At 39.4% G+C, this 23,053-nt stretch carries 20 protein-coding genes; 9 read left to right on the forward strand and 11 right to left on the reverse strand.

What is annotated here, in order from left to right; all coding sequences use genetic code 11:
• Positions 1 to 378 precede the first annotated feature (378 nt).
• Positions 379 to 1,560 carry a PQQ-dependent sugar dehydrogenase gene (locus H5232_RS13870; protein ID WP_182731958.1) on the reverse strand — a complete coding sequence of 394 codons (1,182 nt, stop codon included), beginning with the start codon at positions 1,558 to 1,560 and terminating at the stop codon, positions 379 to 381.
• Between H5232_RS13870 and H5232_RS13875 the strand changes: the two genes are divergently transcribed.
• Entirely contained in the window at positions 1,545 to 2,000 is a 456-nt protein-coding gene (locus tag H5232_RS13875) for a hypothetical protein (protein WP_182831077.1), read from the forward strand. The two genes, H5232_RS13870 and H5232_RS13875, sit on opposite strands and share 16 nt — an antisense overlap.
• Before the next feature lie 98 nt (positions 2,001 to 2,098).
• Here the strand turns inward: H5232_RS13875 and H5232_RS13880 are convergent, their stop codons facing one another.
• Positions 2,099 to 2,626, reverse strand: coding sequence for a LuxR C-terminal-related transcriptional regulator (locus tag H5232_RS13880; RefSeq protein WP_182831078.1), 528 nt, complete (start codon positions 2,624 to 2,626; stop codon positions 2,099 to 2,101).
• 183 nt (positions 2,627 to 2,809) lie between these two features.
• Between H5232_RS13880 and H5232_RS13885 the strand changes: the two genes are divergently transcribed.
• Genes H5232_RS13885 through H5232_RS13895 form a run of 3 tightly spaced genes read left to right on the forward strand, consistent with a single transcriptional unit; the run spans position 2,810 to position 7,235 of the window.
• The gene (locus H5232_RS13885) at positions 2,810 to 3,862 is read left to right on the forward strand and encodes a hypothetical protein (RefSeq protein WP_259400132.1); all 1,053 of its coding nucleotides are present in this window, start codon (positions 2,810 to 2,812) and stop codon (positions 3,860 to 3,862) included.
• Positions 3,863 to 6,937 carry an efflux RND transporter permease subunit gene (locus H5232_RS13890; RefSeq protein ID WP_182831080.1) on the forward strand — a complete coding sequence of 1,025 codons (3,075 nt, stop codon included), beginning with the start codon at positions 3,863 to 3,865 and terminating at the stop codon, positions 6,935 to 6,937. It abuts the gene before it with no gap.
• Entirely contained in the window at positions 6,930 to 7,235 is a 306-nt protein-coding gene (locus H5232_RS13895) for a DUF3240 family protein (RefSeq protein ID WP_182831081.1), read from the forward strand. Before H5232_RS13890 ends, H5232_RS13895 begins: the two co-directional genes overlap by 8 nt.
• 155 nt (positions 7,236 to 7,390) lie before the next feature.
• On the opposite strand, the gene H5232_RS13900 is transcribed toward H5232_RS13895, so the two are convergent.
• Positions 7,391 to 7,855, reverse strand: coding sequence for a hypothetical protein (locus H5232_RS13900; RefSeq protein ID WP_182719378.1), 465 nt, complete (start codon positions 7,853 to 7,855; stop codon positions 7,391 to 7,393).
• A 363-nt stretch (positions 7,856 to 8,218) separates the two neighbouring features.
• Positions 8,219 to 9,943, reverse strand: coding sequence for a methyl-accepting chemotaxis protein (locus H5232_RS13905; RefSeq protein ID WP_310736881.1), 1,725 nt, complete (start codon positions 9,941 to 9,943; stop codon positions 8,219 to 8,221).
• A gap of 742 nt (positions 9,944 to 10,685) precedes the next feature.
• On the opposite strand from H5232_RS13905, the gene H5232_RS13910 reads away from it, so the two are divergent.
• Entirely contained in the window at positions 10,686 to 10,970 is a 285-nt protein-coding gene (locus tag H5232_RS13910) for a hypothetical protein (RefSeq protein WP_145242251.1), read from the forward strand.
• 72 nt (positions 10,971 to 11,042) lie between these two features.
• On the opposite strand, the gene H5232_RS13915 is transcribed toward H5232_RS13910, so the two are convergent.
• Positions 11,043 to 11,699 (reverse strand): nitroreductase family protein, encoded by a 657-nt coding sequence (locus tag H5232_RS13915; protein WP_182719128.1) that lies wholly within the window; start codon positions 11,697 to 11,699, stop codon positions 11,043 to 11,045.
• Between the two features lie 124 nt (positions 11,700 to 11,823).
• Here H5232_RS13915 and H5232_RS13920 point away from each other — a divergent pair, with 124 nt between their 5' ends.
• Entirely contained in the window at positions 11,824 to 12,762 is a 939-nt protein-coding gene (locus H5232_RS13920; RefSeq protein WP_182831087.1) for a LysR family transcriptional regulator, read from the forward strand.
• Between the two features lie 95 nt (positions 12,763 to 12,857).
• On the opposite strand, the gene H5232_RS13925 is transcribed toward H5232_RS13920, so the two are convergent.
• The 4 genes from H5232_RS13925 to H5232_RS13940 all read right to left on the reverse strand — a co-directional run bounded on the left by H5232_RS13925 (position 12,858) and on the right by H5232_RS13940 (position 18,842).
• Entirely contained in the window at positions 12,858 to 14,129 is a 1,272-nt protein-coding gene (locus H5232_RS13925; RefSeq protein ID WP_182831088.1) for a serine hydrolase, read from the reverse strand.
• A 4-nt stretch (positions 14,130 to 14,133) separates the two neighbouring features.
• Complete coding sequence (locus tag H5232_RS13930; RefSeq protein ID WP_182831083.1) at positions 14,134 to 14,313, reverse strand: hypothetical protein; 180 nt, start codon at positions 14,311 to 14,313, stop codon at positions 14,134 to 14,136.
• A gap of 173 nt (positions 14,314 to 14,486) precedes the next feature.
• Positions 14,487 to 17,666, reverse strand: a complete 3,180-nt coding sequence (locus H5232_RS13935; RefSeq protein WP_149982707.1) for an efflux RND transporter permease subunit — start codon at positions 17,664 to 17,666, stop codon at positions 14,487 to 14,489.
• A 3-nt stretch (positions 17,667 to 17,669) separates the two neighbouring features.
• Entirely contained in the window at positions 17,670 to 18,842 is a 1,173-nt protein-coding gene (locus H5232_RS13940; protein WP_145242259.1) for an efflux RND transporter periplasmic adaptor subunit, read from the reverse strand.
• Between the two features lie 126 nt (positions 18,843 to 18,968).
• On the opposite strand from H5232_RS13940, the gene H5232_RS13945 reads away from it, so the two are divergent.
• Positions 18,969 to 19,232: a YkgJ family cysteine cluster protein gene (locus H5232_RS13945; RefSeq protein WP_149982705.1), complete on the forward strand. Its 264-nt coding sequence runs from the start codon at positions 18,969 to 18,971 to the stop codon at positions 19,230 to 19,232.
• A 45-nt stretch (positions 19,233 to 19,277) separates the two neighbouring features.
• On the opposite strand, the gene H5232_RS13950 is transcribed toward H5232_RS13945, so the two are convergent.
• Complete coding sequence (locus H5232_RS13950) at positions 19,278 to 21,134, reverse strand: TonB-dependent receptor domain-containing protein (protein ID WP_182831084.1); 1,857 nt, start codon at positions 21,132 to 21,134, stop codon at positions 19,278 to 19,280.
• A gap of 203 nt (positions 21,135 to 21,337) precedes the next feature.
• On the opposite strand from H5232_RS13950, the gene H5232_RS13955 reads away from it, so the two are divergent.
• Together H5232_RS13955 and H5232_RS13960 are read left to right on the forward strand one after the other, a co-directional pair.
• A complete protein-coding gene (locus H5232_RS13955; protein WP_182740673.1) occupies positions 21,338 to 21,850 on the forward strand; it encodes a peptide-methionine (S)-S-oxide reductase in 513 nt (170 codons plus the stop codon).
• Positions 21,851 to 21,927: 77 nt separating this feature from the next.
• The gene (locus H5232_RS13960; protein ID WP_182785016.1) at positions 21,928 to 22,308 is read left to right on the forward strand and encodes an SMI1/KNR4 family protein; all 381 of its coding nucleotides are present in this window, start codon (positions 21,928 to 21,930) and stop codon (positions 22,306 to 22,308) included.
• A 55-nt stretch (positions 22,309 to 22,363) separates the two neighbouring features.
• On the opposite strand, the gene H5232_RS13965 is transcribed toward H5232_RS13960, so the two are convergent.
• Complete coding sequence (locus H5232_RS13965; protein WP_145242267.1) at positions 22,364 to 22,909, reverse strand: DUF4136 domain-containing protein; 546 nt, start codon at positions 22,907 to 22,909, stop codon at positions 22,364 to 22,366.
• Positions 22,910 to 23,053 lie beyond the last annotated feature (144 nt).

Genomic DNA, 23,053 nt, shown 5'->3' on the forward strand with positions numbered 1-23,053 from the left:
TGTGGTGCATGACTATATCTCTACTTGCTTACAGCGCCTTGCTGAGCAGCCAGATAACCTTGAGCCACTGCTACCTTGGAACATTAAGCAAAGCTAGGTGTCGTTAGCTATACGCTTACGATTTAATGGCCTCTGCAGAGCTTTCAAGTACTGACATTATGTTCCTGCTATGGGATAGATAACGATCGGAATATACAAAAACAAGAGAACAGGTATTTCTTTTTCCTTCACCTGCATATTCACCCCAGTAAAATATAATAATCCTCATTTCCAATGCGGTGACAACTAAAATGATATGGAAAAATATATTTTTTCCCGCATTAAATCAGTTAAAGAAAAACCTTGTCATCTCAACAGCACACTGATTGAATAATCTGCTTACTTTGGCGTTATCAGCAGCAATTTTGCATCTTTTCCATCGGTTAACACCGCGATATTACCCTCGGTTGTAACAAATACATCCCGCAAACGCCCAGTTACCTCTGGTAAAACATGAGTCTGGGTAAGTTCACCATTCGCTAAATTAACGCTGTAGAGCTTTTTATCGACCAGCGTAGTGATTAGCACATGCTGTTGTAGTGAGGGAAAAGCTAAATGCTTTGAGCCATAATAAGCCATGCCAGAAGGGGCGATTGAGGGCGTCCAATCAACCGTTGGTTTAGCCATTCCAGGGTATTCTCTAAACGGTGAAATACGTGCTTGTGAGTAATCATCTCCGTTGGTGATCACCGGCCAGCCGTAATTGGTGCTTGGGGTTAAATAGTTTAGTTCGTCGCCGCCTGCGGGGCCGTGTTCGTGGCTAACAATTTGCTGTGTATCGTAATCATAAACCAAGCCTTGCAAGTTACGGTGCCCGAGTGAGTACACAGCATGAGCAGCAGGATTTTTGTGATTAATAAATGGGTTATCGTTTGGTATCGTGCCGTTTAAGTTTATGCGTAATGTTTTGCCAAGTTGACTGGTCATAACCTGTGCTTGCTCACGGTAGTCAAAGCCATCGCCACTTGAAAATAATAAGGTATTATCGGGTAGTACAAGAGCGCGGCCAGAGTAATGCTGCGGTGTGTCTTTATCTGTGGCAACTTTATAAATAATTTTTGGCGTTGAAAATTGCGCACCATCAAACGTAGCTTTGGCAATAACTAGCCTGTTTGCATCAAGCTCACCTTGAGCGTAAGTGAATATAATTTCTTTTGATTCACTGTAATTTGGCGAAAGCACTATATCGAGTAGGCCGCCTTGGCCTGCAACGTATAAGCCCTCGAAATCTAGTTTAACTCGGGTTTGTTGGTTGTTTTTAATGATAACAATATGACCATCACGTTCTGTGACTAACCAGGTATTGTTTGGGAGTTTAACCATGCTCCACGGTGAATTGAGTCCCGTTGCTAAGGTATCAGCAGTGTATTGCTGTTTTGGTAACTCGGCACTGGCGTTACAAGAAAACGCTAAAAGCGAGAGTAGAGTAATACAACGTAGAGATTGTTTACCCTGCAAGCCTTTGCTACTGTAAGAAAAAAGTTTCATTTTAAGTTGAGATAACCATGTCGTTTTTAACACGTATACTCCCTTCATTTTTAGTTTCTTGGTTACTTACATTTACACTCGCTAGCTTGTTTCATAGTCAATACGTTGTCAATCAATTAGTTAATGTGGGTGTTGTGGTGGGCTTTAATGACCGTGTTAACTTAACCCTTGAAGATTGGCTCGGCTTGCTACCGACCTATGGCGCTATTATTGCTATTGCACTTGCCATCGCGTTTTTGGTTACCTGGCTTATTGCTAAAAAAGTTAAAAAACAAGGTGCGCAGTTATTTGTAATTGCGGGTTTTGTGGCGTTTGCTACGGCTTTAATTGCTATTGAGTCAATTATGAATATCACTATTATAGCGGGCGCAAGAGGCTGGGGTTTTTATATGCAGCTGCTTGCAGGGGCTGTAGGGGGTTATGTTTTTGCTAAGTTGAGCAATGGTTGTCATAGTAAAAATGAACTCATCTAGTTTTACACAGAGATAATCATTAAGGTTTTTAATTATTCCTTAAGATTTGATGCAAAGCTATAGAAATAACCTGAGGCCTCACCTTTGTAGCTTTTCAATTAATTGAGGCTTGAACTTGTTGGTTGGTATTGTCCTTGTTGCATAAAGTCTTCTAAAAACCATGCAGCAAACTCATGTCGGCCTTCTACATCGGCTTTGCTGTAAATATCGGACGCTTGTTGACGAACGGTTTTTTCTTTTGTGCTTCTTAGTGCGCTTATTTCTTTAAAGCTTAAGCCTTTAAGTAATAACATCGCGACTTCTTGCTCACTGCGAGTCAATGTCCATTGTGAAAATTGGGTTTGAATAACACCACTGTATTCATGACGCGCATCCATCATTGTCTGTGATATGTTTTTAAGTTCTTTTTTTGAATGCACTAATTCTTGTTTCAGCGCATTAATATTGGCAGTACGCGCACGAATATCGCTAATTAAGTAAATAGCACAGGCTGCAGAAATGACAACGATTAAGCCCTCAGAAAAAATATGCCACTGCGGCACGCCTAAATGTATATCCGTTAGTACATCAAAAAAGTTTAGCACCATTATTATTAACAAGGTGGCTGCTATTAACTTGTCTCTCATTAAAACCTCTATTATCAATGCCTTATAAATACAATGGACAAATGTACCATAGCGTAATTTTCGCTATTTTTGGGTACGTTAAGGCGTTTGCCTGATGATTTAACCGTCGAAAAAAGTCATGGTTGATTCTATAAAATTAATCAAATGTGAACAAACGAAATGCTGTTAAATTTTACAAAAAAAATGCGTCATTTTTTGCGTATTCAATATACGTTATTTTTCTTCTTTACGGTGGCTTTATTAACTTTTAATCCTGTGTTTGCTTCGCAAAATTTAGCACCTGTAGGGCTTTCTTCACTCAGTGGTTTCGATGTTGAGTTTGCGCCGATTCAAAAAACAGAGTTTATTAACGGGCAAAGTTTAATTGGTGAAGTCAATTTCAAACCCGGGGTCAATTATACGGTGCTGTTTGCGTTTGATGTACAGCAAGTTCGTTACTTATACGCTAACGGCAGCATGGTAGAAAAGGGCGCCACTATCGCAAGTGTTGAGGGCAGTGATGCACACCATTTTTTAGATGCCTATCAATCAGCAAAAGACATGCTTGCTATTGCTAAAAGCCATTACGACATAAACCAACAGCACTTAAAAAATAAAATAATAAGAAGCTCTGAATGGGTTGAAATCACAAAAAGCTATTTTGAAGCCAAACTAAATTTTGAACATATGCAACATCAAATGGCATTTTTAAACATTGATGATAATGAAAACGTAACCTTAGTGAGTCCAAAAACGGGCATTTTAAAACTCACTAATGAGTCGGGAAACCGTATGATGGGTGACACCGCGTTTGATATTATCGATGCAAGTAGTATTCGCGTTAAGATTAAAGTCCCTCTTAGTTTTACCAACACGTTAGCGCATTTTAAGCTGTCACACAGTTGCAGCTTAAATATTGAGAGCTATGACAGTATTGCAGATAAATACCATCAAATTGTGTGGGCGTCGCCAAGCTCAAATGAGTGCCAGCTGACACTGGGGCAAACCATCAAAGTCACGCCGGTAAATAAATTAACGGGCTTTAAAATAGCAAAGTCAGCGGTGTTTGAATTTGAAGATGTTAATTACATTGCTTTGAAGTCTGGCGATAACCTTGAGTTACTGCCGATTGAGCTCAAAGGTACACAAGGCAAAGACTATGTATTTACTGCTAACAAAAACCTAGATGATCAGCAGGTACTAATAAGCTCGGTAAGTGCGCTACAAGGCATGTTGCTTCACTTAGGGAGAGAGTAAATGTTAAACCAGCTTATTAAGTTTTCACTTACTCAGCGCTTGTTTGTTAGTATTTTTGTTATTGTTGCTATGGCCATTGGCGCTAAATCTTGGTTAAGTATTCCGGTGGATGCTTTTCCAGAAATATCACCCACTCAAGTTAAAATAGTTTACAAATTACCTGGCATGAACGCCCTTGAAATAGAATCGCAAGTAACACGGGTGATTGAAACCGAATTACTGGGTATTCCGTCACAGCAAATGCTGCGCTCTACCACTAAGTATTCTATTACCGATATTACCATTGACTTTGAAGAGGGCACCGACATTTATTGGGCCCGTCAGCAAGTTAATGAGCGTTTATTAAATATTTTACCCACCTTGCCCAGTAATATTAGTGGCGGCATGGCGCCAATGAGCACGCCTTTGAGCGAGGTGTTCATGTTTACCATAGAAAGTACTCACTTATCGCTGATTGAAAAAAGAGAGCTTTTAGATTGGCAAATTCGTCCATTACTGCGCACTGTAACCGGCGTTGCTGATGTAAATAGCCTTGGCGGCTTTTCAAAAACCTATGAAATACTTCCCAATACTTTATTGATGCAACAGCATCAAGTCAGCTTTGATGAAATGAAGTTAGCAATCACGCAAACGAATCAAAACGGTGGCATAGGGCGCTTAGAAAAAGGCAACGACACCTTAATTTTGCGCACTGAGGGCAAATACACCGATATAACCGCCATTGAAAATACAGTGATTAAGTCCACTCAAAATAAGGTTATTCGGTTAAGTGATATTGCCACGGTACATGTTGGCAGTTTAACCCGTTATGGCGCAGTCACTAAAAACAGTGAAGAGGCGGTACAAGGGCTTATAATTGCGCTTAAAAATAGTAATACAGCGCAAGTTGTTGAAGATGTAAAAGATAAACTTCGCACTATTGAAGCGTCATTACCGCAAGGCACAAAAATTAATGTGTTTTACGACCGTTCTAACTTAATAAATACCGCAATTAGCACCATTACCAGCGCATTAGGCCAAGCGATTATTTTAGTGATAGTGCTACTTGCCTTGTTTTTAGGTGATATTCGCTCTTCATTGGTGGTGTCTTTGTCTTTACCTATGTCGGCATTGCTGACATTTATAATGATGAAGCAGTTTGATTTATCGGCTAATTTAATGAGTTTAGGCGGCTTAGTGATTGCCATTGGTATGCTGGTGGACTCATCGGTAGTTATTGTTGAAAACATAGTGAATCGGTTGGCTAACAATCAGCACCTCCCTCGGCTGCATGTTATTTATCGCGCCTGTAAAGAAGTCGCGGCGCCAGTGTTCTCAGGCACAATTATTATTATTATCGTGTTTTCACCGCTATTAATGTTAACAGGGTTAGAGGGCAAGTTATTTACCCCAGTGGCGCTCACTATCGTGTTTGCCATGCTAAGTGCGCTGTTGTTGTCGTTAACGGTTATTCCAATTTTAGCCTCATTGTTATTAAAAAATGAACCCGTAACCCAGCCTAAAATGGTCACGCTATTACAAGGTTTTTATACTAAAACACTTGCCCAAGCAATTAAAAAGCCGGTGGCTATTAGTGTTATATCAGTTGCTGTTTTAGTGCTCAGTGGGGTGTTATTTCAGGGACTTGGTAAAAGCTTTATGCCCGTTTTAGATGAAGGCGACATTATTGTGCAACTGGAAAAATCGCCGAGTATTTCCTTGCAAGCCTCGCTGGATATCGATAAACAAATTGAAGCCACACTGTTAAAAAACATCCCAGAAATCGTACAAATTGTTGCCCGTACCGGATCCGATGAACTCGGGCTTGATCCTATGGGATTAAACGAAACCGATGTGTTTATGGAATTAGCGCCAAAAGATACGTGGCGTTTTGACTCCAAAGCGCGGCTAATCGAGGATATTCGACAAACACTTACGCAATTTCCAGGGGTAAATATTGGCTTTACTCAACCAATACAAATGCGGGTATCAGAAATGCTCACCGGTGGCACCGGTGATATTTCGATTAAAGTATTCGGTAATGACATTGCGACACTTGCCTCATTAGCTGAAAAAGTCACTGCACTTGCCACTAATATTGACGGCGCAAGTGATGTGCAAATGGCGCTTATTGAAGGGGGTAAATACGTAAATATTAAACTTATTCCTGAGGTTGCCAGTCAGTTTGGTTTAACCACCGAAGGATTAAGCGATTATTTAAAGTCGCAATTAGAAGGCCTACAGGTATCGGCACTGCAAGAAGGAAACCGCGTGATCCCTATTGTGTTTAATGCACAAAAAGGCGAAAGCGCAGCACACTTTGAGTTATCGTCAATGAGCGCATTAAAACAAAAGTTAATTTTAATGCCCGACAACAGCCTACTGCCACTTGAAGAGGTTGCTAATATTAGCTTTAAAACGGGGCCATTGTTAATAGAGCGAGAAAAAGCAAAGCGCTTTGCGTCTGTAAGCGTTAATGTGGATAACCGCGATGTGGTTAGTTATGTGAATGAACTGGAAGCTAAAATTAATAGCAGCATAAAATTACCCAGTGGTTTTACCTTGTCGTTTGGTGGCGAATTTGAAAGCCAGCAACGTGCAACACAAAACTTGCTGGTGCTTATTCCGGTGGCATTAATACTGATTTTCATTATTTTATTTACCACGTTTAAATCGTTATCTAAATCAACGCTGATAATTGCTAATATTCCGTTTGCGTTAATGGGGGGAGTGATTGCCCTATTTATTAGTAATGAATACCTGTCGGTGCCTGCATCGGTTGGTTTTGTTGCTTTACTTGGCGTAGCGGTACTCAATGGTATTGTGATGATCAGCTACTTTGAGCAAATGAAAATGTTTTCTGCCAATGTAACGCAGCGCATTTTAGATGGCGCAAGCAGACGCCTTCGCCCAGTGTTAATGACAGCCACAACCGCCATGTTTGGTTTACTGCCACTGGTATTTGCCACCGGCCCTGGCGCTGAGATTCAAAAACCATTGGCAATTGTGGTTATTGGCGGGTTAATTACCTCTACAATTACAACACTTTATTTATTACCTATCTTTTATGGTTGGTTGGAGAAAAAACATGGCTGAACAGTTACTTTTTACCCTAAATGTACCCACAAACATAAAAGATGAAGTGGTTGATATATTAATTGGCATAGAGTGCATTACCGGCTTTAAATTAAAAAACATTGAAGGCTACAGTAAAGAGCACAGTGAATTTGATATTGCCGAGCAAGTAGAAGGGCATCGCAGTTTTTATCAGTTTGAGGTGCATATATTATTAGCGCGGCTGCAAACAATTAAAACGGCATTAATCCCTGTGTGCCAATACACCCCATTAAAATATTGGGTTACGCCTATTGTTGAAAGCGGGCACCTTAGATAGTGTAGTTAGAATTATAGGCTGTTGCTTCGAGCAGCCTCTTTTTATAACTAAATACAAAATAGCTAAAAAGAGGTCACAATATTGCTATAAGTTAATATTGTTCGAAAAAGTTATTAGTGTAGATCTAGCAACTTTACTATGCCATTGCTAAAGCGCTATTTAGCAATGCTGGCTTTTTCATTCGTGCTTAGGCTTGGTTCGCAATATGCGTTATCTACAGGCTCTAGAGTTACTTTACCTCCAGCATTTACTACTACACATTGCGTATTTTTATCTAGTTTGTGCTTTTGAATAACAGTAAAGTCACCTTCGTTAGCTGCGTATAAGTTGTACTGGTATGCGGTATTTCCGCCTTCAAACAGGGCAGTAAATAAGCCCCCGACGAGGCCGCCAATAATTGCGCCGCCTACCATTTCTTCAGTATTACCATCTAGGTTGTCAACGAAGCCGAAGCCTGCGCCTGCTGCGATGCCTGTACCTACCTCAGATGATAGCGTTACTTGCTGCATTGACCCTACAGTAGCGTAATAGCGTTTAACCATTTGATTTTGATCATTACGGTCAATGCCTTGTGATGCACAGCCGGAAAGTAATAAAAAGATGAGTAAGCTTTTTTTCATGAGATGATTCCATTTATGTTCATGTCGATAAGTTATTATCATAGCGGTCAAAATTGAAAAAATATGTGTGGGCTTTGTGTGTTGTTGTTTTAAGTTGTAAGAAAGTGTGGGTAACCTTGTTTGCGACATAGATAAGTTAATGCGTTGTTTAGGCGAGAATTCAATAATACTTTTGCTGGTATGGTTTTATTTTTATTTATGAAGAGCGGGATAGTTTTAGCAAATTAATTGAGTAGGTATGTACTTTATTACGACACACAATAGCAAACTCATGCTTGCTATTGTGTGTTGTAATTAAATAATAAATTCGTAAATTCGTAAATTCGTAAATTCGTAAATTCGTAAATTTTTACATTTGATTAGTTAAATAGTAAATCGTAATACAAGGTTATTGAGTTGCTCTGCTAATTTTGCAAGCTCAGTACTAGAAGCATTCGTTTGCTCCGAACCATCAGAGCTTTGAATTGATAAGTCGCGAATATAAACTAAATTTTTATCTACTTCCCTTGCAACGGTTGTTTGCTCTTCAGCAGCGCTAGCAACAGTTATATTTTGATTACTAATTTGACTTATCAAACCGGTTATTTCGCTAAATGCCGCTCCTGCATCATTTGCTATCAGCAACGTACCTTCAGCTAGTTGATTACTGTTATTCATATTCACAACAGCTTGGCTTGTCTCAGACTGAACAGTTTGAATCATTTGCTCAATTTCTTTAGTAGATTCTTGTGTTCGATGAGCAAGAGCTCTTACTTCATCAGCTACGACAGCAAAACCGCGACCACTCTCTCCAGCGCGTGCAGCTTCGATAGCGGCATTTAATGCTAACAGATTTGTTTGATCTGCTATCGCTCTAATCACATCAAGTACTGACTCTATATTTTTTATATTTGCGGCTAAGGTGGTAATACCAGCTGCTGAGTTTTGGATCTCTGAAACCAATGAACCTATTGTTTTGATGGTTTCGTTTATTTTAGCCTGGCCTAACTGTGCTTTTTCATCCGCAACCTCAGCATTGTCACTCGTAGAGTTTGCACTACGCGCAACCTCTTCAATGGCTGCTGTTAGTTCATTAACCGCCGTAGCTGCCTGCTCTAGCTGATCTCTTTGTTGGGTTGCAATTTGTGTAGACTGGTTAGTCACAACCGTTAACTGTTCAGAGGTTGTAGCCAGTTGCAGAGACGAACCACCAATTTGTGAAAGTGTTTCGCGTAATTGATTTTGCATGTCAGCTAATGCTTGAAGCATTTCACCCGCTTCATCGCTGTGAGAATCATTAATTCTTTCAGTTAAATCGCCTTTGGCCACGCGTCTTGCAACTGCAACAGCATAACGTAACGGGAGTGTTAAGCTGCGGCTGTAAAAGAAAGCAATAACACTAAGCAACACTAAAGTAATCACAATGCCACTAATAAGTGCTGCTTTTGAATTAAGGTATGTTTGCGTTGCTTCATCATTTATCTGATTAGCTCGAAGAATTTGATATTGAGATAATTTCTCTAATTCAGATATTAACAGCTCAGCAGCTGGCATAACTTTTTTACGTCGAAAAGTTAACGCTTCCTCTTCATTTTGTTGCTCATAAAGTCGAAACAACTTAGTAAATGTTGCAGTAAATTCATCATGCAAATTTATAACGTTATCAAGTTGCCTCTTCGCCTCATCTGAACGAACTAAAGCTGCCATGCGTTTTTCTGCACTTTTATAGTCACGTTCTTCTTTGTCTAATTGTCGTTGTATATCATTTCGTTCTTGTTGAGTTTTAGTGTCAGAAAGTTCAGTAATCAATAGCTGTGTATGCATTGAGTATCGTTCTAACTCAACCGCTGTTGTGAGTGCTGGAATTCGATGCAGGCTAATGACATCTGATATAGAGTTCAATTTTGATAATTGCATAATGGAAAATACCCCTAGAATCAGAGTAATCAAACCCAAAATCCCAAATCCCAAGGCTGAGCGCATGCCTATTTTTATATTTCTGATCATCGTGTACCTATATAAATATTTTATATTTATTGCAGTATTTAATAGCATGCTGCAATAACCGGGTGGATTTGTGTACTGATAACGATCAGTTCTAAATATCATTCAATGATACTTTTAAATGAGTGTGATCTAGTAATGTGGTTGTCATTGATCTATTTAAAACTCTTTAATTAGCCTAAAAAGTAACATTGTACAAAAATACTTTTTTAATGCTTTGTAATTAGATTTTACGGGTTTTAGGCTCCATATAAAAATAATTAATATGAGTCGTAACAGCCATATTTAAGACATCTAAATTTGATTTTTATCAAAGTTAATTTTAATTGTACTATTATATACTATGGTTTGACGTTGTTTCTATACCTGAATTAAATATAATAATTAACTGAATAAGTTACTTTTCTAAATACATTACTGCTTACAATTTGATTGCAATTCATTACCTTTGTTAAATTAATAGTTTCTTTATTGGTTTTTATTTGATTTCTTTAACAGAATCACTGCTAAAGTAAGTTGCCCATCTATGCTATTGTTATTGCAAGAAAATTTTAGATAAGTTTCCTCAATATAAAACGGTGCATAGTATTGTGTCTGATGTGCATGTTTATTAGTGAAAATTGAACCTATAAGCTTGATTTATATGTGCAAGGTTTGCGGGGAGTTATGGAGGCAAGCCTGTAAAAAGCGGTTTTCTTAGATAAAAATTTTTTACCATTATTTACTAACAGGTTGCGTGGAGCGCATACTTTGTTTAGTAAAGTATTTATAAGATAGTTACCCAACAATCTATAAATATTAATTTTTATGGTTTCTATATGACAATTAAAAACGAGGATGTTACAAGATGAAATTAGTTACGACTATATGTTTTACTTTGACGATGTTATCAGGCTGTATCGTTGTACCAACTAAGGACATGTCAGCAGTTAATAAATGTGAAATATCTTCTGACCGTAAGACATTGAAAATAATTAATGGCTTTGAGGATACCAATACCTACTATTCAATTAGTGGGATATTATTAGTCCCTATTACAGGCGTTGTATCTGGCGCCTATGTAGCAATAAATAATATATATCATCTTGGCGAAGAAAAAATTGTTTGTGGAGCTGCTAAAGAGAGCACATAGCAGAGGCTATAATGCAAAAAAGCTTGTTAAAGTGAGCCTGTAACAGGCTCTTCTTAACCGGTAATGTAAAACTTAAACCACTTGAATAATTTGATCTTGACTCAAACGTGATTTTGGAAGCTTAGCATTATAGTCGGTTTGTGTTTCGTGATAACCAATGACAAGTGCGACTTCACAAATATAACCATCTAACTCATCCGCAAAAAGTTCACTAATTAGCTCGCTATCTACGCCTTCCATTGGTGTTGAATCAATACCTAAGCGCGCAACAGCATGCATAGTATTACCAAGTGCAAGGTAAGTTTGTGTTTTGGTCCATGCGGCATTATTGCCAGATGCGTCAGTATTTAAGTCAACAAATGCGTATGCGCCAAAGGCTTGCTCGCGATTTTCTGCTGGCGTACGGCCATTGGCGATATCAGTGTCAATCACTTTTGCATAATCTTCTCTGGTGTATTTCGGGTTGTAAGCAAACAAAATAATGTGTGATGCAGTTTTAATATGCGGCTGATTAAATTGAAACTTGTTAGCGAAAGTATCATGCATACGTTGTTTTGCTTGCTCAGACTCAATAACAATGAATTTCCATGGCTGCGAATTAATTGATGACGGAGATAAACGCATGGCTTGATAGATCACAGCTAAATCTTCTGCCGATACACGTTTAGTTGCATCATATTTTTTTGCTGTGTAACGCGCTTCTAAGTCGGTAATAATCGGGTGTGTCATAATTGGTTCCTGTAGCGAATAGCTTTATTTAATCAAAGCCGTTGAATGAGGCAGATGATAGCGCTTGCATTACTTTTGATAAACAGCATAATTATTGAATCATTATCAAATATATTTAGATAATATGCAGATTGACGATTTAAAACTTATTTTGAAAGTCGCTGAATTTAAAAGTATTACCCTTGCAGCGGCAAAACTTGATATGCGTACAGCAACCGCCAGTGCTGCTATCAAACGGGTGGAATCAACATTAGGTGTAGACCTATTTGTGCGTACAACACGTCATCTAAGGCTTTCTGCCGCAGGGGAGCGCTATATCCCACAGTGTGAGCAAGCAATAGCGATACTTGAGCAAGCTCGGCAGAACCTAAAAGGCGAACATGATGAGATTGAAGGTGAGTTAAGGGTTGCATTATCTTCTGATCTTGGCCGTAATTTAGTTATCCCTTGGATTGATGAAATTATGGATAGTTACCCGAAGGTGAGCCTGCGCACACATATTAGTGATAGTAACGTGGATTTCTACCGAGATTCGGTGGATATAGCACTGCGTTATGGCTCGCCAACTGATGCCAATGTTTACGGGTTTAAAATTTGTAATATTCCACGTTTATTATGCGCCTCACCTGACTATATAAAACGTTATGGTGCGCCTATGTATCCAGATGATTTAGCACAGCATCCAGGGTTATTTTATCAACTGCAAGATATTATCAATAATGTTTGGGAATTTACCAATGGGCAAAAAAAATACAAAGTAAAAATGCAAGGCAAGCGTGCCTCAAATGATGGTGATTTAGTCAGGCGCTGGTGTGTTGCTGGCAAAGGGCTTGCCGTAAAATCGGCATTAGATATTGCTGATGATCTTCTTAACGATAGGGTAGTTACAGTGATGAATAATTACCAGCATACCTGTGGTGAGCTGTGGTTAATTTGTCCAAGCCGCCAATCAATAACGCCTGCAGTGCGTTTATTACGTGATATATGCAGAGAAAAAGCACGTACGATGATAAGCCAACTAATTGATAAAGGTATACTTGAACGTAGTGTTCTTGATGACTAATCACTTGAAATCATAAACTACTAACTCGCTTATGTTCGTAGCATAAGCGAGTTTAATGTTGCAGATTTTAAATAATATAACGCGACTTTTTAGAATTATTGTAGTTTTATAATTGCTTGCTTTGCGCTTTCACTGTCGGGGTTTAATTCAAGGGCGCGCTGGTAACTTTTTAATGCAAGTACGGGTTTATTAGCAGTTAAATACGCTTCACCCAGACTATCGTGAGTATTAGCAGAATCGGGGTATTTAGCAGCATTTAGTTCAAATACTGCGATTGCGGCATCGAGTTTTTTCATTGCTATTAATTCATAACCAAAGTAATTGATGCTTCTTTCTCGCAGCGGAACTTTTTGCTCATCCAATTGATTATATTTGCTTTTAAGCTGTGCAATACCGCCATTTTGCAAGGCATGATAAAGTTGGCTATCCACATTTTCAGTTGCACCGTCATAGGGCTTACCATAAAAAATATTGGTTAATCCTTTAGTCATAGGTGTCATTGGTGCACCGCCAGTGTTATTTAAAATTATCACCAGTAGCTGATCTTCAATAATACGGCTAATAAATGCATTAAACCCTTCGATACCACCGCCATGTTGTACTTGTGTCAATGGTTTACCATATTTATCAGCATCTAGCTGATTAACTTCCCAGCCAAGTGCGTAATTAAGCTGTTCAGATACGGTGTACATTTGTTTTTTTAGTTCTTTATTTATTAGCTTATTTGTGTACAGCGCTTGGTCCCACTTAACGAGATCGCGTGCGGTTGAGTATATTGACCCCGCAGCATAAGGGATCGACATATCTAGGTAATCAGCATTAGTGTAACCGTCTAAGTTATTGCTATAACCAGATGCACGTTGGTTGATTATTTTTGCATGCGAATCGTAACCGGTGTTATGCATATTGAGTGGTTTAAAAATATTTTCTTGCAGTACATCTTGGTAACGTTGTTGAGTGACTTTTTCAATCACGGCGCCCAAAATAAAGTAGCCTGAATTGCTATAGCGAAATTGCGTGCCAGGCTCAAACAATAAATCATCAGTACACAGTAATTTTATAAATTCATCTACACTGTAAGGGTTGCGACTGTATTCACTTCTGAAGGTCTTCGTTTGAGTATAATTACTAAGTCCTGATGTATGATTAAGTATCTGCCTAATGGTGATTTTATTACCTATATCTTGGCGATAGTCGGGTAGGTAAGTAGCAAGGGGAGCATCAAGCTGTATTTTATTCTGCTGCGCTAACTGTAAAATAAGCAACGCAATGAATTGCTTGGTAATTGAGCCTATTCGAAATTTAGTCTCGGCAGTATTTTTGATGTCCCATTCAAAATTGGCGTAGCCATAACTTTTTTCAAAAATAACCTTACCTTACCTTACCTTGCTTGGCGACCAGTACGTTGCCATTGAATTGTTTGAAACCATGAAATTGTTCAATAAATGCATCCATTTCTTTCGCGTGTTCGCCTGCAATTGCAGTGTGTGAGAGCAGTAGTAGAGCTGTGATAAAAATAGTGTGATAAAACATATTCGAGGTGAGTTTCATGAGCTTCCTTGGTTTTTTAGTTTGTTTTATGTACTACTTTTACCGTGGATAAAATACAAAGTAAATTATTATCGTGTTGATTTTATGTGAATGAATTATATTTCATTGTTATTATAAGCATAAAAAAGCCCGAACTGTATACAGCTCGGGCTAGTTGGTTGGGATATCAAATTTTATAAAGGTGAGCGGTTTATTATAGTATTCACTTTGCTATGAATTGATTCACCATCTACCAGCGCTTCTTTTCCACGCCATTTACGAATTAATCGTTTAGCATCTTCTAGTGCGACATATTGACATGGGATCAGGATCAGCGTGATCACCGTGGCAAATAACACACCAAAGGCCAGTGATACTGCCATTGGGATGACAATTTTAGCTTGTAAGCTGGTTTCCATAATGATTGGTAACACGCCAATAAAGGTAGTGATTGAGGTGAGCATAATCGCTCTAAAACGACGTGCACCAGCTTGCATTACTGCGTCTTTTATTGCTACGCCATCAGCACGTGCTTTATTAACAAAGTCCACCATTACTAATGAATCGTTCACAACAACACCGGCTACAGCAATGATCCCGAAAATTGATAAGCCACTCATTGTCATGCCTAAAATCATATGGCCAAACATGGCACCAATAACCCCAAATGGGATCACTGACATAATAATCAATGGTTGTGAGTATGAGCGTAGTGGGATTGCCAATAACGCGAAGATAATCATCATTGAAAGTGCAAAATCACGCACTTGCTCAGCAACGCTATCCATTTCTTCTTGAATACGTCCAGCAACACTACTTTGTACACCTGGGTAGTTTTTCAGTAGTGCCGGTAAGTACTCATCACGTATTTCTTCAGCAATGGCAAAAGGTTCAACTTGGTCGGTATCAACCGCAGCCCATACATTAACAGTACGCTTTGAGTTTTCGCGGCGAATACGGTTTACACCATCAACCAGTTTTACATCGGCAATTTCAGCCAAAGGTACTTCTGCGCCACTAGGTGTAATGATACGAGCACTGGCGATATCGCTGATCGAGTTACGCGCTTCTTCAGGATAGCGTATCATTACTTTCACTTCTTCGCCGTCACGTAGAATACGCTGTGCTTCAAGGCCGTAGTAACTAAAGCTGACTTGTGAGGCAACATCGGCAAGGGTTAAACCCATGCTGTACGCCAGTGGTTTTAAGTCAAGCTGTACTTCATCTGTAGCGCTTTGCATTGAGTCATTTACATCACCCACACCTTCCATGGTGTTGAGTTTTTCTTTAAGTTTTGCTGCTACTTCTTTTAATTGTTTGGCATCCTTTCCTTCTAGGCGGAAGCTCACATCACCGTCGTCTCGACCACCATTCATAATACTGTCTTGAATGGTTAGTGTTTTCACGCCAGGTAAAGGAGGCATTTGTTCACGCCATAGTGCGCTCAATGCAAAGGTATCGATAGGGCGTAACTCAGGATCAATTAATACTGCCATAATACTGGCATCGGTACGTCCACGTAAGCTAACGGAAAGATCGCGTACCATGGCTGTGCCATATTGCTCTTTAAGTTGTTTATCAACATTGATAATAACTTGCTCTATTTTTTGCGCAGTTTCTAGGGTTGCTTGTTCTGACGATGCTAAGTTCATTTCGACTGAAATACGTGGAAAGTCATGAGGAATTTTAGGGTTCGCTACAAACTTCACTAAACCACCGGCAAACATCCCAGCACTGACAATTAATACACAAATAAAACCAATAATTACGGTATAACGATAATGAATACAATGACCAATAAATGGCGTGTAATAGTTATCAACAAACCGTTTTAAACCGCCATCCATCACTTTACGGAGGCGATGTAATGGGTTTTTCGGATTTGGTTCTCGGTGTTTCATTGCTGCTATGTGGGCTGGTAAAATAAGTTTTGATTCAATCAGAGAGAAAATCAAACACAGAATAATAACCCCACCAATGGCTTTTGAAAACGCAGCACCAGGGCCACTTGCTAAAGTTTGCGGTAAAAAAGCGGCGATGGTAGTTAATACACCGAAGGTGGCAGGCATTGCGACGCGTTTAACACCACGTACTACGTTATCAAGAGAGTGGCCATGTTTTTCAATTTCAGCACTGGCTGATTCACCTACGACGATGGCGTCATCAACCACAATACCGAGCACTAATATAAAGGCAAATAGTGATGCTAAGTTGATGGTGACATCTAAAAAGCCCATCGGCATCATTAAAAACGCGCCTAGGAATGACACAGGTAAACCCATCATCACCCAAAATGCTAAGCGTAGGGGTAAAAATAGCGCAAGTACCACCATAACCAATAGACCACCCCACACCATGTTGTCGATCATCATGTCTAATCGACCCTCTAGGTAGTAGGTTAAATCGACAATCGGCGTGAGTTTAACACCCGCTGGAAGTTGACCTGCTTTATCATTAAGGTATTGCTTAAGAACTTTTGCAACTTTGGTAATATCTTGATCTTTTGAGGCATTTACTTCAAACGACAAGGAATTTTTACCATTGTATTTAGAGTATTGTAAGCCTTCTGCAAAGCCATCGTTAATGGTTGCTACATCGCCTAAATACACTTGTGCACCATCAGGTAGTAATATCAATGGCAGTTTGGCAAATTCATCACCTCGGTAAGCTTGTTTTTCAACCCGCATCGAAATATAGCCGTTTTCAGAGCGAATCTGACCTGCAGACATATTGGCTGAAAAAGCACGCACTGCATTCGCAATGTCTCTAAAAGTTAAACCATACTCACGAAGTTTATCAGGGCTAACTTCAATACCAATTTCATAATCAAGGCCACCATTAAATTCAACTAAGTTAATTTGTGGCAGTGCTTGCAGTTCGTCTTTGATATTGTTGCCAAGTTCTTTGAGCTGATAATTGCTCATGTCACCGTATAAGGCGAGGATCATTACTTCTTGCTCAAACTTATCATGGCGCACAATAGGACGCTCCATGTCTGCAGGGAAGGTGTTGATTGCATCAACTTGCATTTTTACTTCATCGAGCACTTCTTTAGTATCATATTTTTCTTCAATTTCGATCCACGCTTGAGAATAACCGCGGTTTGAATAAGTAATTTTCCGTTTAATACCCTCTAGGCCTTCGAGAGCTTCTTCTACCTTGATGGTGATGCCTTCTTCTACTTCTTGTGGGGCAGCACCTGGGTAGACAGCTTGGACGCTGATCCAGTTATTTTCAAATTGTGGGAACATTTGTTTGCGAATAGAAAACGCGGTTAAAATACCACCCACTAAAATAAAAATCATTAATAGGTTTGCTGCAACAGGGTTGCGAGCAAACCAGGCAATTAAGCCTTTTTCGCTATGGATGGTCATGCTCTATTCCTCTTTCAGTGCAAGTTGAGTTGCAGCTGCAGGTTTATCAGAGTCATTTAGCTTTACTTGCATGCCTTCAGTTGGGAAATCTAAAGCCGAGGTGATCAATTGCTCACCATCATTTAAGCCTTGTGAAGCGATGACCATGCCATTTTGCTCTCTAATAATATTAAGAGGTTTGAACGAAAGGGTTAAATCATCATTCATTACCACTATTTTACCGTTTTTCACTAAGTGATGAGGAACGATAATCGCATTATCAAGCTCGCGGCCAGAAATGGTCGCATTGATATAAGAGCCAAAGCGCAGCGGTTGCTCACTGGCATAAGGTGTATTTACTTGCGCCACTAAATAGCTCATACGACTTTTTTGATCAATAACACCTTCGCTGCGGACAATTTTTGCCTGCCAAGTAGTTGGCTTACCAGCATAGTCTGCACTGAGTGTTACATTCGCGCCGATACCGCTATCGATTAGGTATTGTAATTCTTTATCTGCCACAGGAAGGCGAATTTCAGCCACTAAGGTTGAACTGAGAGCGCCAAATTGGCTTCCAGGATTAACTACGCTGCCTAAACTAATTGCACGTTCAGAAATAATCGCATCATAAGGCGCTTTTATGTATGTGCGCTCTAAATTACGTTTTGCACGTTTTTCAGACGCCTGTGCTGCACGGTAACGCGCTAGTTTTTCGGCTAATTGTGGTTTGCGTAAATATAATTGAGATGGGATCATTTGATTTGAATCGTCTTTTATTCGATCCCACTCTGCCTGTGCTACATGAGCTTGCGCTCGCTCAATTTCTAGATCAGAGCTGGCTTGCGCCATGCCTGCTTGGGCTTCAATTAACGCAGCTTCATAATCATTTGGATCTATTCGTGCTAGAATATCGCCTTGTTTGACAAATCCACCTTGCACAAATTGCTCAGAGACAAATACCACTTGACCGCTTACTTGCGCAACCAGTGGGGTGTGATCTTTTGCTTTTACTACACCATACGATTTTACGTCTAGCGTAATTGCATCAAGGTGAACTGCGCTAACTGATACCAGAGGGCGTGTATCTTGTGCTGGCTTTTCTTCTGGCGGTTGTTTCATTGCTGAAAACGCAACCGCAAGACCTACACCGGCGACTAATACGGCAATAGGTAGAATTATTTGTTTTTTAGTAGCCACAGGGCTTTCCTCATAATTAGGTGACACAGCAATTATAATGAATAAAGTGTTTACAAGGCGTATTAAGATGTAACAAGTCATTACACAATTAACAAATTAGCGAAATAGATTACAAAAGGGGCAAAGATGAATACATCACCAATGACGTGTCGACTCGGGTGTGGGGCTTGTTGTATCGCACCAAGTATTAGCTCACCAATTCCGGGGATGCCTAATGGCAAAAAAGCAGGAGAGCGCTGTATTCAGTTAGATAACAACAATTTATGTAAGTTATTTGGTGATGAAAGGCGGCCAAAAGTATGCAGTGATTTTAGTGCGACGATTGATGTGTGTGGAACAACGAATGCGCAAGCGCTGCAATTAATTACCGAGCTTGAACAAATGACATAAAAAAACCGCATCTTAAAAATGCGGTTTTTATACATATTTTTTTATTTACCAGCTATAAGTTGCAGTTAGTGTGTATTGCTCACCGCGCCCAGGTGTGCCTGGAATTTCCTCAAACGATTCATCCCAAAGGTTATCTGCTGCTAAAGTAATAAAGAAGTTTTGCAGTATCGGTGGCGTTACTTTTAACGTCAGCTGAGTAAACAAGGCTTCATCATCAGAGCGTCGCAGCGCATTTTTATGCTGTTTACGCCATTCATTATCAATCCGAAACTCTAATATATCCGTCGGGCTCCATACAGCACCAAGAGTTAAACGGTGATCAGGGAAGTTTAAGGCATAAAAGCTTGCATCGACGTCTGGCGAGCCATAGGTTTCTGATTTATGGAGGTAGGTGTAACTGGCTATAATTTCAGTATTTTCAAATTGCTTAGTGGCTAAAAATTCAAGGCCAGCGGTATCAATATCAACCGGTTCTGCAAAACGCGCTGAGGTTGAATCAAAGCTAAATGTCCAGTCAGTTAAGTTATTATCTTGGCGGTAAAAAATAGCCGAATTAAGCTGCCAACTTTGTTGTTCTAGTAATAAACCCAGTTCTAAGTTTTTGGTGGTTTCACGCTCAAGGCTATAATTACTTCTAAACAATCCACCAGAGTCATTGCCACCAATAGCAGTATAACCTGCAACTTGACTGGCCTCAGCGTAGGATAAATAAAATGTCCGCTCAGTGGCGTTACTATTAATTGTATTGAATGTGATATCACCTATCAGCGACAATTGTGAGTCATCGCGGTTGGTATCATCGAAGGCTGCGCCTAAACGCACTGTTAGCTGCTGATTGTTCTCAAGAGCCATAGTGTATTCTGGCAATACACTGATTTTATAATAGTTACGCGAAGTAAAGTTATTCTCAAGCGTGGTTGATTCAATGGAATCTTCAATAAATTGTGCTGAGTAGTTTAGTGAGAACACATCGTTTTGAGCATGTCGCCCAGAGATGGCGAATGATTTAACTTCTGTTTCGTGAAAAGCTTGAAACGCGCTTGGGTTTTCACGAGAGTAAATATAATGGTCGTTATTTTTTCGATAATAAGCTGATACTTCAAACTCACTGTTTGTTGCATAACTTTGTTTATGGTTAAGCATTAACAGTTGCGTTTCTAAGTCTTCTGTTTCATTCACGCCAAATGGGGTATAGAGGTTCGGCCAGCCAAAAAATTTCTCTTGTGAGCCAAAAAATAAATCAGTTTGTGAATCTGCACTCGTTAATTGCACACGAGCTGTAGCGCGATTAAAATCATGATCGCCAAAATCAATTGAGCCATCGCTTTGTGAATGAGAATATTCACCTTCAAAACCTAGGCGCCAATCGGCGATTGTATCTAAAGGGATACTTTTACCAGCATGAACACTCTGTAAATTAAAGTCGTTAGTGCCGACTCCTACAGATACACTGCCACCAGTGGTAATTGGCTTCCAACCAAACGACACAGTACCTACTGAGCTATTTACACCGTAAAGTGCATTATCAGCACCGGTCAATACACTTGCGCCAGTGAGCATTTGCGGTGCAATAGGAATTTCTGCAAAATAATGACCTGATTGCGGATCGAGTAAAGTTGCACTGCCGACTCTAAAACCGGTGTTTTCAAAGATACCGCCACGAATAGTAACATCAGCTTGTGCTTCTGCCATGTTACGCGATTGCAAATCAACACGAGGGTCATACTCTAAATTTGATATAGGTGAGTCAAAGGTACCTACTGGTAACGTATTTGCTGTAGGGGATGCCTCGATTGTTATTTGCTCAATGGTTGTCGATTCTTCAGAGTCATCTGCCGCATAAGCAACATTTGATATGCTGGCAAGTACTGCGGGTATAATAAGGTGCGAGGTACGGTTCATGTTGTTTTTCTCATATTCTTTATGTGCGATTGCGCTATAAATTAAAGTCGTAACACTTTTTTATAGCGTGATAAAATAGCAAAATTAAACAGTCACGATTTTTGGCGCTATTGTACATTAATTCGAAAAAACTGCATTTGATAATCATTCTTAAAATGAAAGCATTACACTGTCTTTGCTTGTTAAATATATTAGGTCCCTCTATGAATGAAAAACAACCAGCTAACTTTTATGCTCGCCAGCAAACTATTTATTTTGCGGGAGGGTGTTTGTGGGGCGTGCAAGAGTTTATGAAGCACTTACCCGGAGTAGTTATTACAGAAGCAGGGCGGGCTAATGGTACAAGTGATAATACACAAAGTGAGTACGATGGTTATGCAGAGTGTGTCAAAGTCATTTTTGATACTGATGCTGTCACGGTTAATAAACTAATTGATTATTTCTTTGAAATTATTGACCCATACAGTATTAATAAGCAAGGTGATGATGTGGGTGAAAAATACCGCACGGCTATTTATAGTGAAGAGCAAAGTCACTTAACGTTAGCAAGCGATTATATCAGCCAACGAGATGATGCCGACAAAATAGCTGTACAGGTTAAACCGCTAACAAATTATGTCCCCAGTGATGCTGAGCACCAAGACCGACTAACTAATCATCCAGATGATTACTGCCATATACCGCTAGATTTACTGCATAAATATAAGGCGGATTAGCATTTACTAATTTAATAAACCTGCATAGTTTAACTTTCATAAAAAATGCTATGTATAATTAATTATAAGAAGGACTTATGAATCTAGTAGAAATGTTGAAAGATCATTCTAGTGTAGTTGGCCAAGGCCAAGCAAGAAAAAAAGTTTATGAGCTAGAAGCAAGATTAAATATTGATTTACCAAAAGATTTTTTTGATTACCTGGTAAACTTAAATTATGCAGAAATATTTGATGAGCCTATTTATGGGATTAACCCTGAGATAAAACGTTTAGATATTTACGAACAAAATAAGCACACTGAACATTTTAGATATGGGTTTCTTATGGTCTTTTCAAACGATATAGATGGTACTATTTATATTAGACCCGATACAAGCAATGTATACAATGCTAGCTTTACTAGTCCTATAGCCAATTCGTTCACAGAATTTGTGGCGAATGTGCTAAAAGAGGCATAAGACTTACAAAAAAGCTCACTTAATAGTGAGCTTTTTTGAACGCTAATTTAAAGTGTTATTTTAGTTTTTCTGGTGGAAAACCACTTAAAATTGTTGCAACGGCTTCTTGCACTGCTTTGTTACGCTCTTCAGGTGTTTGTTTCTTCTGAAGGCGACCTTCACGAGCACCACGCCAAACAAGCTGGTTAGAGGCACGGTCAACAACATCAATCACTAAAGTGCCCACATCATATTCATGGGTTGTTGTTTGCGTGTTATAACCCATGCCCCAGTAGTTCCAACGTGCACCGTAACCTACATTAAATGTATCAACGTCAACTTTAGTATCAACAGAGGCATGATAGTTAATTAACACATCTGCTGATGCTTCATCGGCAGGTGTCATACCGTTTGCTTGTAATTGTGCATTTACCGCTTCACGCACACGTTTTTCCATCAATGGGCTGATTTGATAGTTACCAGCGTCAGCCAAGGTTGCTTGTGGAAACCAAGCAAACGTTTTGTAGTTACCAAAGTCCACAGATTTGTCGTAGTCAATATCAGGCGTTTTTGCACACGCTGCTAGTAGTAATACAGCAGCTGCAATTAGTATATTTTTCATGGAGTTTGCTCCTTGGCAAATTTAATTACTATTCGTTTGATAACATAACATAGAATTAATTCAAGGAAATGTTATTTTTTACCTGTAATTTGTATACATGATAAGTACTAACTAGTTTAGTCGTCCTTGACTGAATGATGCATT

Source organism: Pseudoalteromonas sp. SG41-5, assembly GCF_014164495.1.
Taxonomy (GTDB): Bacteria; Pseudomonadota; Gammaproteobacteria; order Enterobacterales; family Alteromonadaceae; genus Pseudoalteromonas; species Pseudoalteromonas rhizosphaerae.

What these genes read in the sequence shown, in the direction of transcription:
- H5232_RS13900 (WP_182719378.1), bottom strand. Translation starts at nt 7,855, where the DNA reads ATGAAAAAAAGCTTACTCATCTTTTTATTACTTTCCGGCTGTGCATCA.
- H5232_RS13890 (WP_182831080.1), top strand. Translation starts at nt 3,863, where the DNA reads ATGTTAAACCAGCTTATTAAGTTTTCACTTACTCAGCGCTTGTTTGTT.
- H5232_RS13905 (WP_310736881.1), bottom strand. Translation starts at nt 9,943, where the DNA reads ATGATATTTAGAACTGATCGTTATCAGTACACAAATCCACCCGGTTAT.
- H5232_RS13930 (WP_182831083.1), bottom strand. Translation starts at nt 14,313, where the DNA reads ATGAAACTCACCTCGAATATGTTTTATCACACTATTTTTATCACAGCT.
- H5232_RS13885 (WP_259400132.1), top strand. Translation starts at nt 2,810, where the DNA reads ATGCGTCATTTTTTGCGTATTCAATATACGTTATTTTTCTTCTTTACG.
- H5232_RS13920 (WP_182831087.1), top strand. Translation starts at nt 11,824, where the DNA reads ATGCAGATTGACGATTTAAAACTTATTTTGAAAGTCGCTGAATTTAAA.
- H5232_RS13880 (WP_182831078.1), bottom strand. Translation starts at nt 2,626, where the DNA reads ATGAGAGACAAGTTAATAGCAGCCACCTTGTTAATAATAATGGTGCTA.
- H5232_RS13950 (WP_182831084.1), bottom strand. Translation starts at nt 21,134, where the DNA reads ATGAACCGTACCTCGCACCTTATTATACCCGCAGTACTTGCCAGCATA.
- H5232_RS13965 (WP_145242267.1), bottom strand. Translation starts at nt 22,909, where the DNA reads ATGAAAAATATACTAATTGCAGCTGCTGTATTACTACTAGCAGCGTGT.
- H5232_RS13955 (WP_182740673.1), top strand. Translation starts at nt 21,338, where the DNA reads ATGAATGAAAAACAACCAGCTAACTTTTATGCTCGCCAGCAAACTATT.
- H5232_RS13910 (WP_145242251.1), top strand. Translation starts at nt 10,686, where the DNA reads ATGAAATTAGTTACGACTATATGTTTTACTTTGACGATGTTATCAGGC.
- H5232_RS13960 (WP_182785016.1), top strand. Translation starts at nt 21,928, where the DNA reads ATGAATCTAGTAGAAATGTTGAAAGATCATTCTAGTGTAGTTGGCCAA.
- H5232_RS13915 (WP_182719128.1), bottom strand. Translation starts at nt 11,699, where the DNA reads ATGACACACCCGATTATTACCGACTTAGAAGCGCGTTACACAGCAAAA.
- H5232_RS13945 (WP_149982705.1), top strand. Translation starts at nt 18,969, where the DNA reads ATGAATACATCACCAATGACGTGTCGACTCGGGTGTGGGGCTTGTTGT.
- H5232_RS13895 (WP_182831081.1), top strand. Translation starts at nt 6,930, where the DNA reads ATGGCTGAACAGTTACTTTTTACCCTAAATGTACCCACAAACATAAAA.
- H5232_RS13935 (WP_149982707.1), bottom strand. Translation starts at nt 17,666, where the DNA reads ATGACCATCCATAGCGAAAAAGGCTTAATTGCCTGGTTTGCTCGCAAC.
- H5232_RS13875 (WP_182831077.1), top strand. Translation starts at nt 1,545, where the DNA reads ATGTCGTTTTTAACACGTATACTCCCTTCATTTTTAGTTTCTTGGTTA.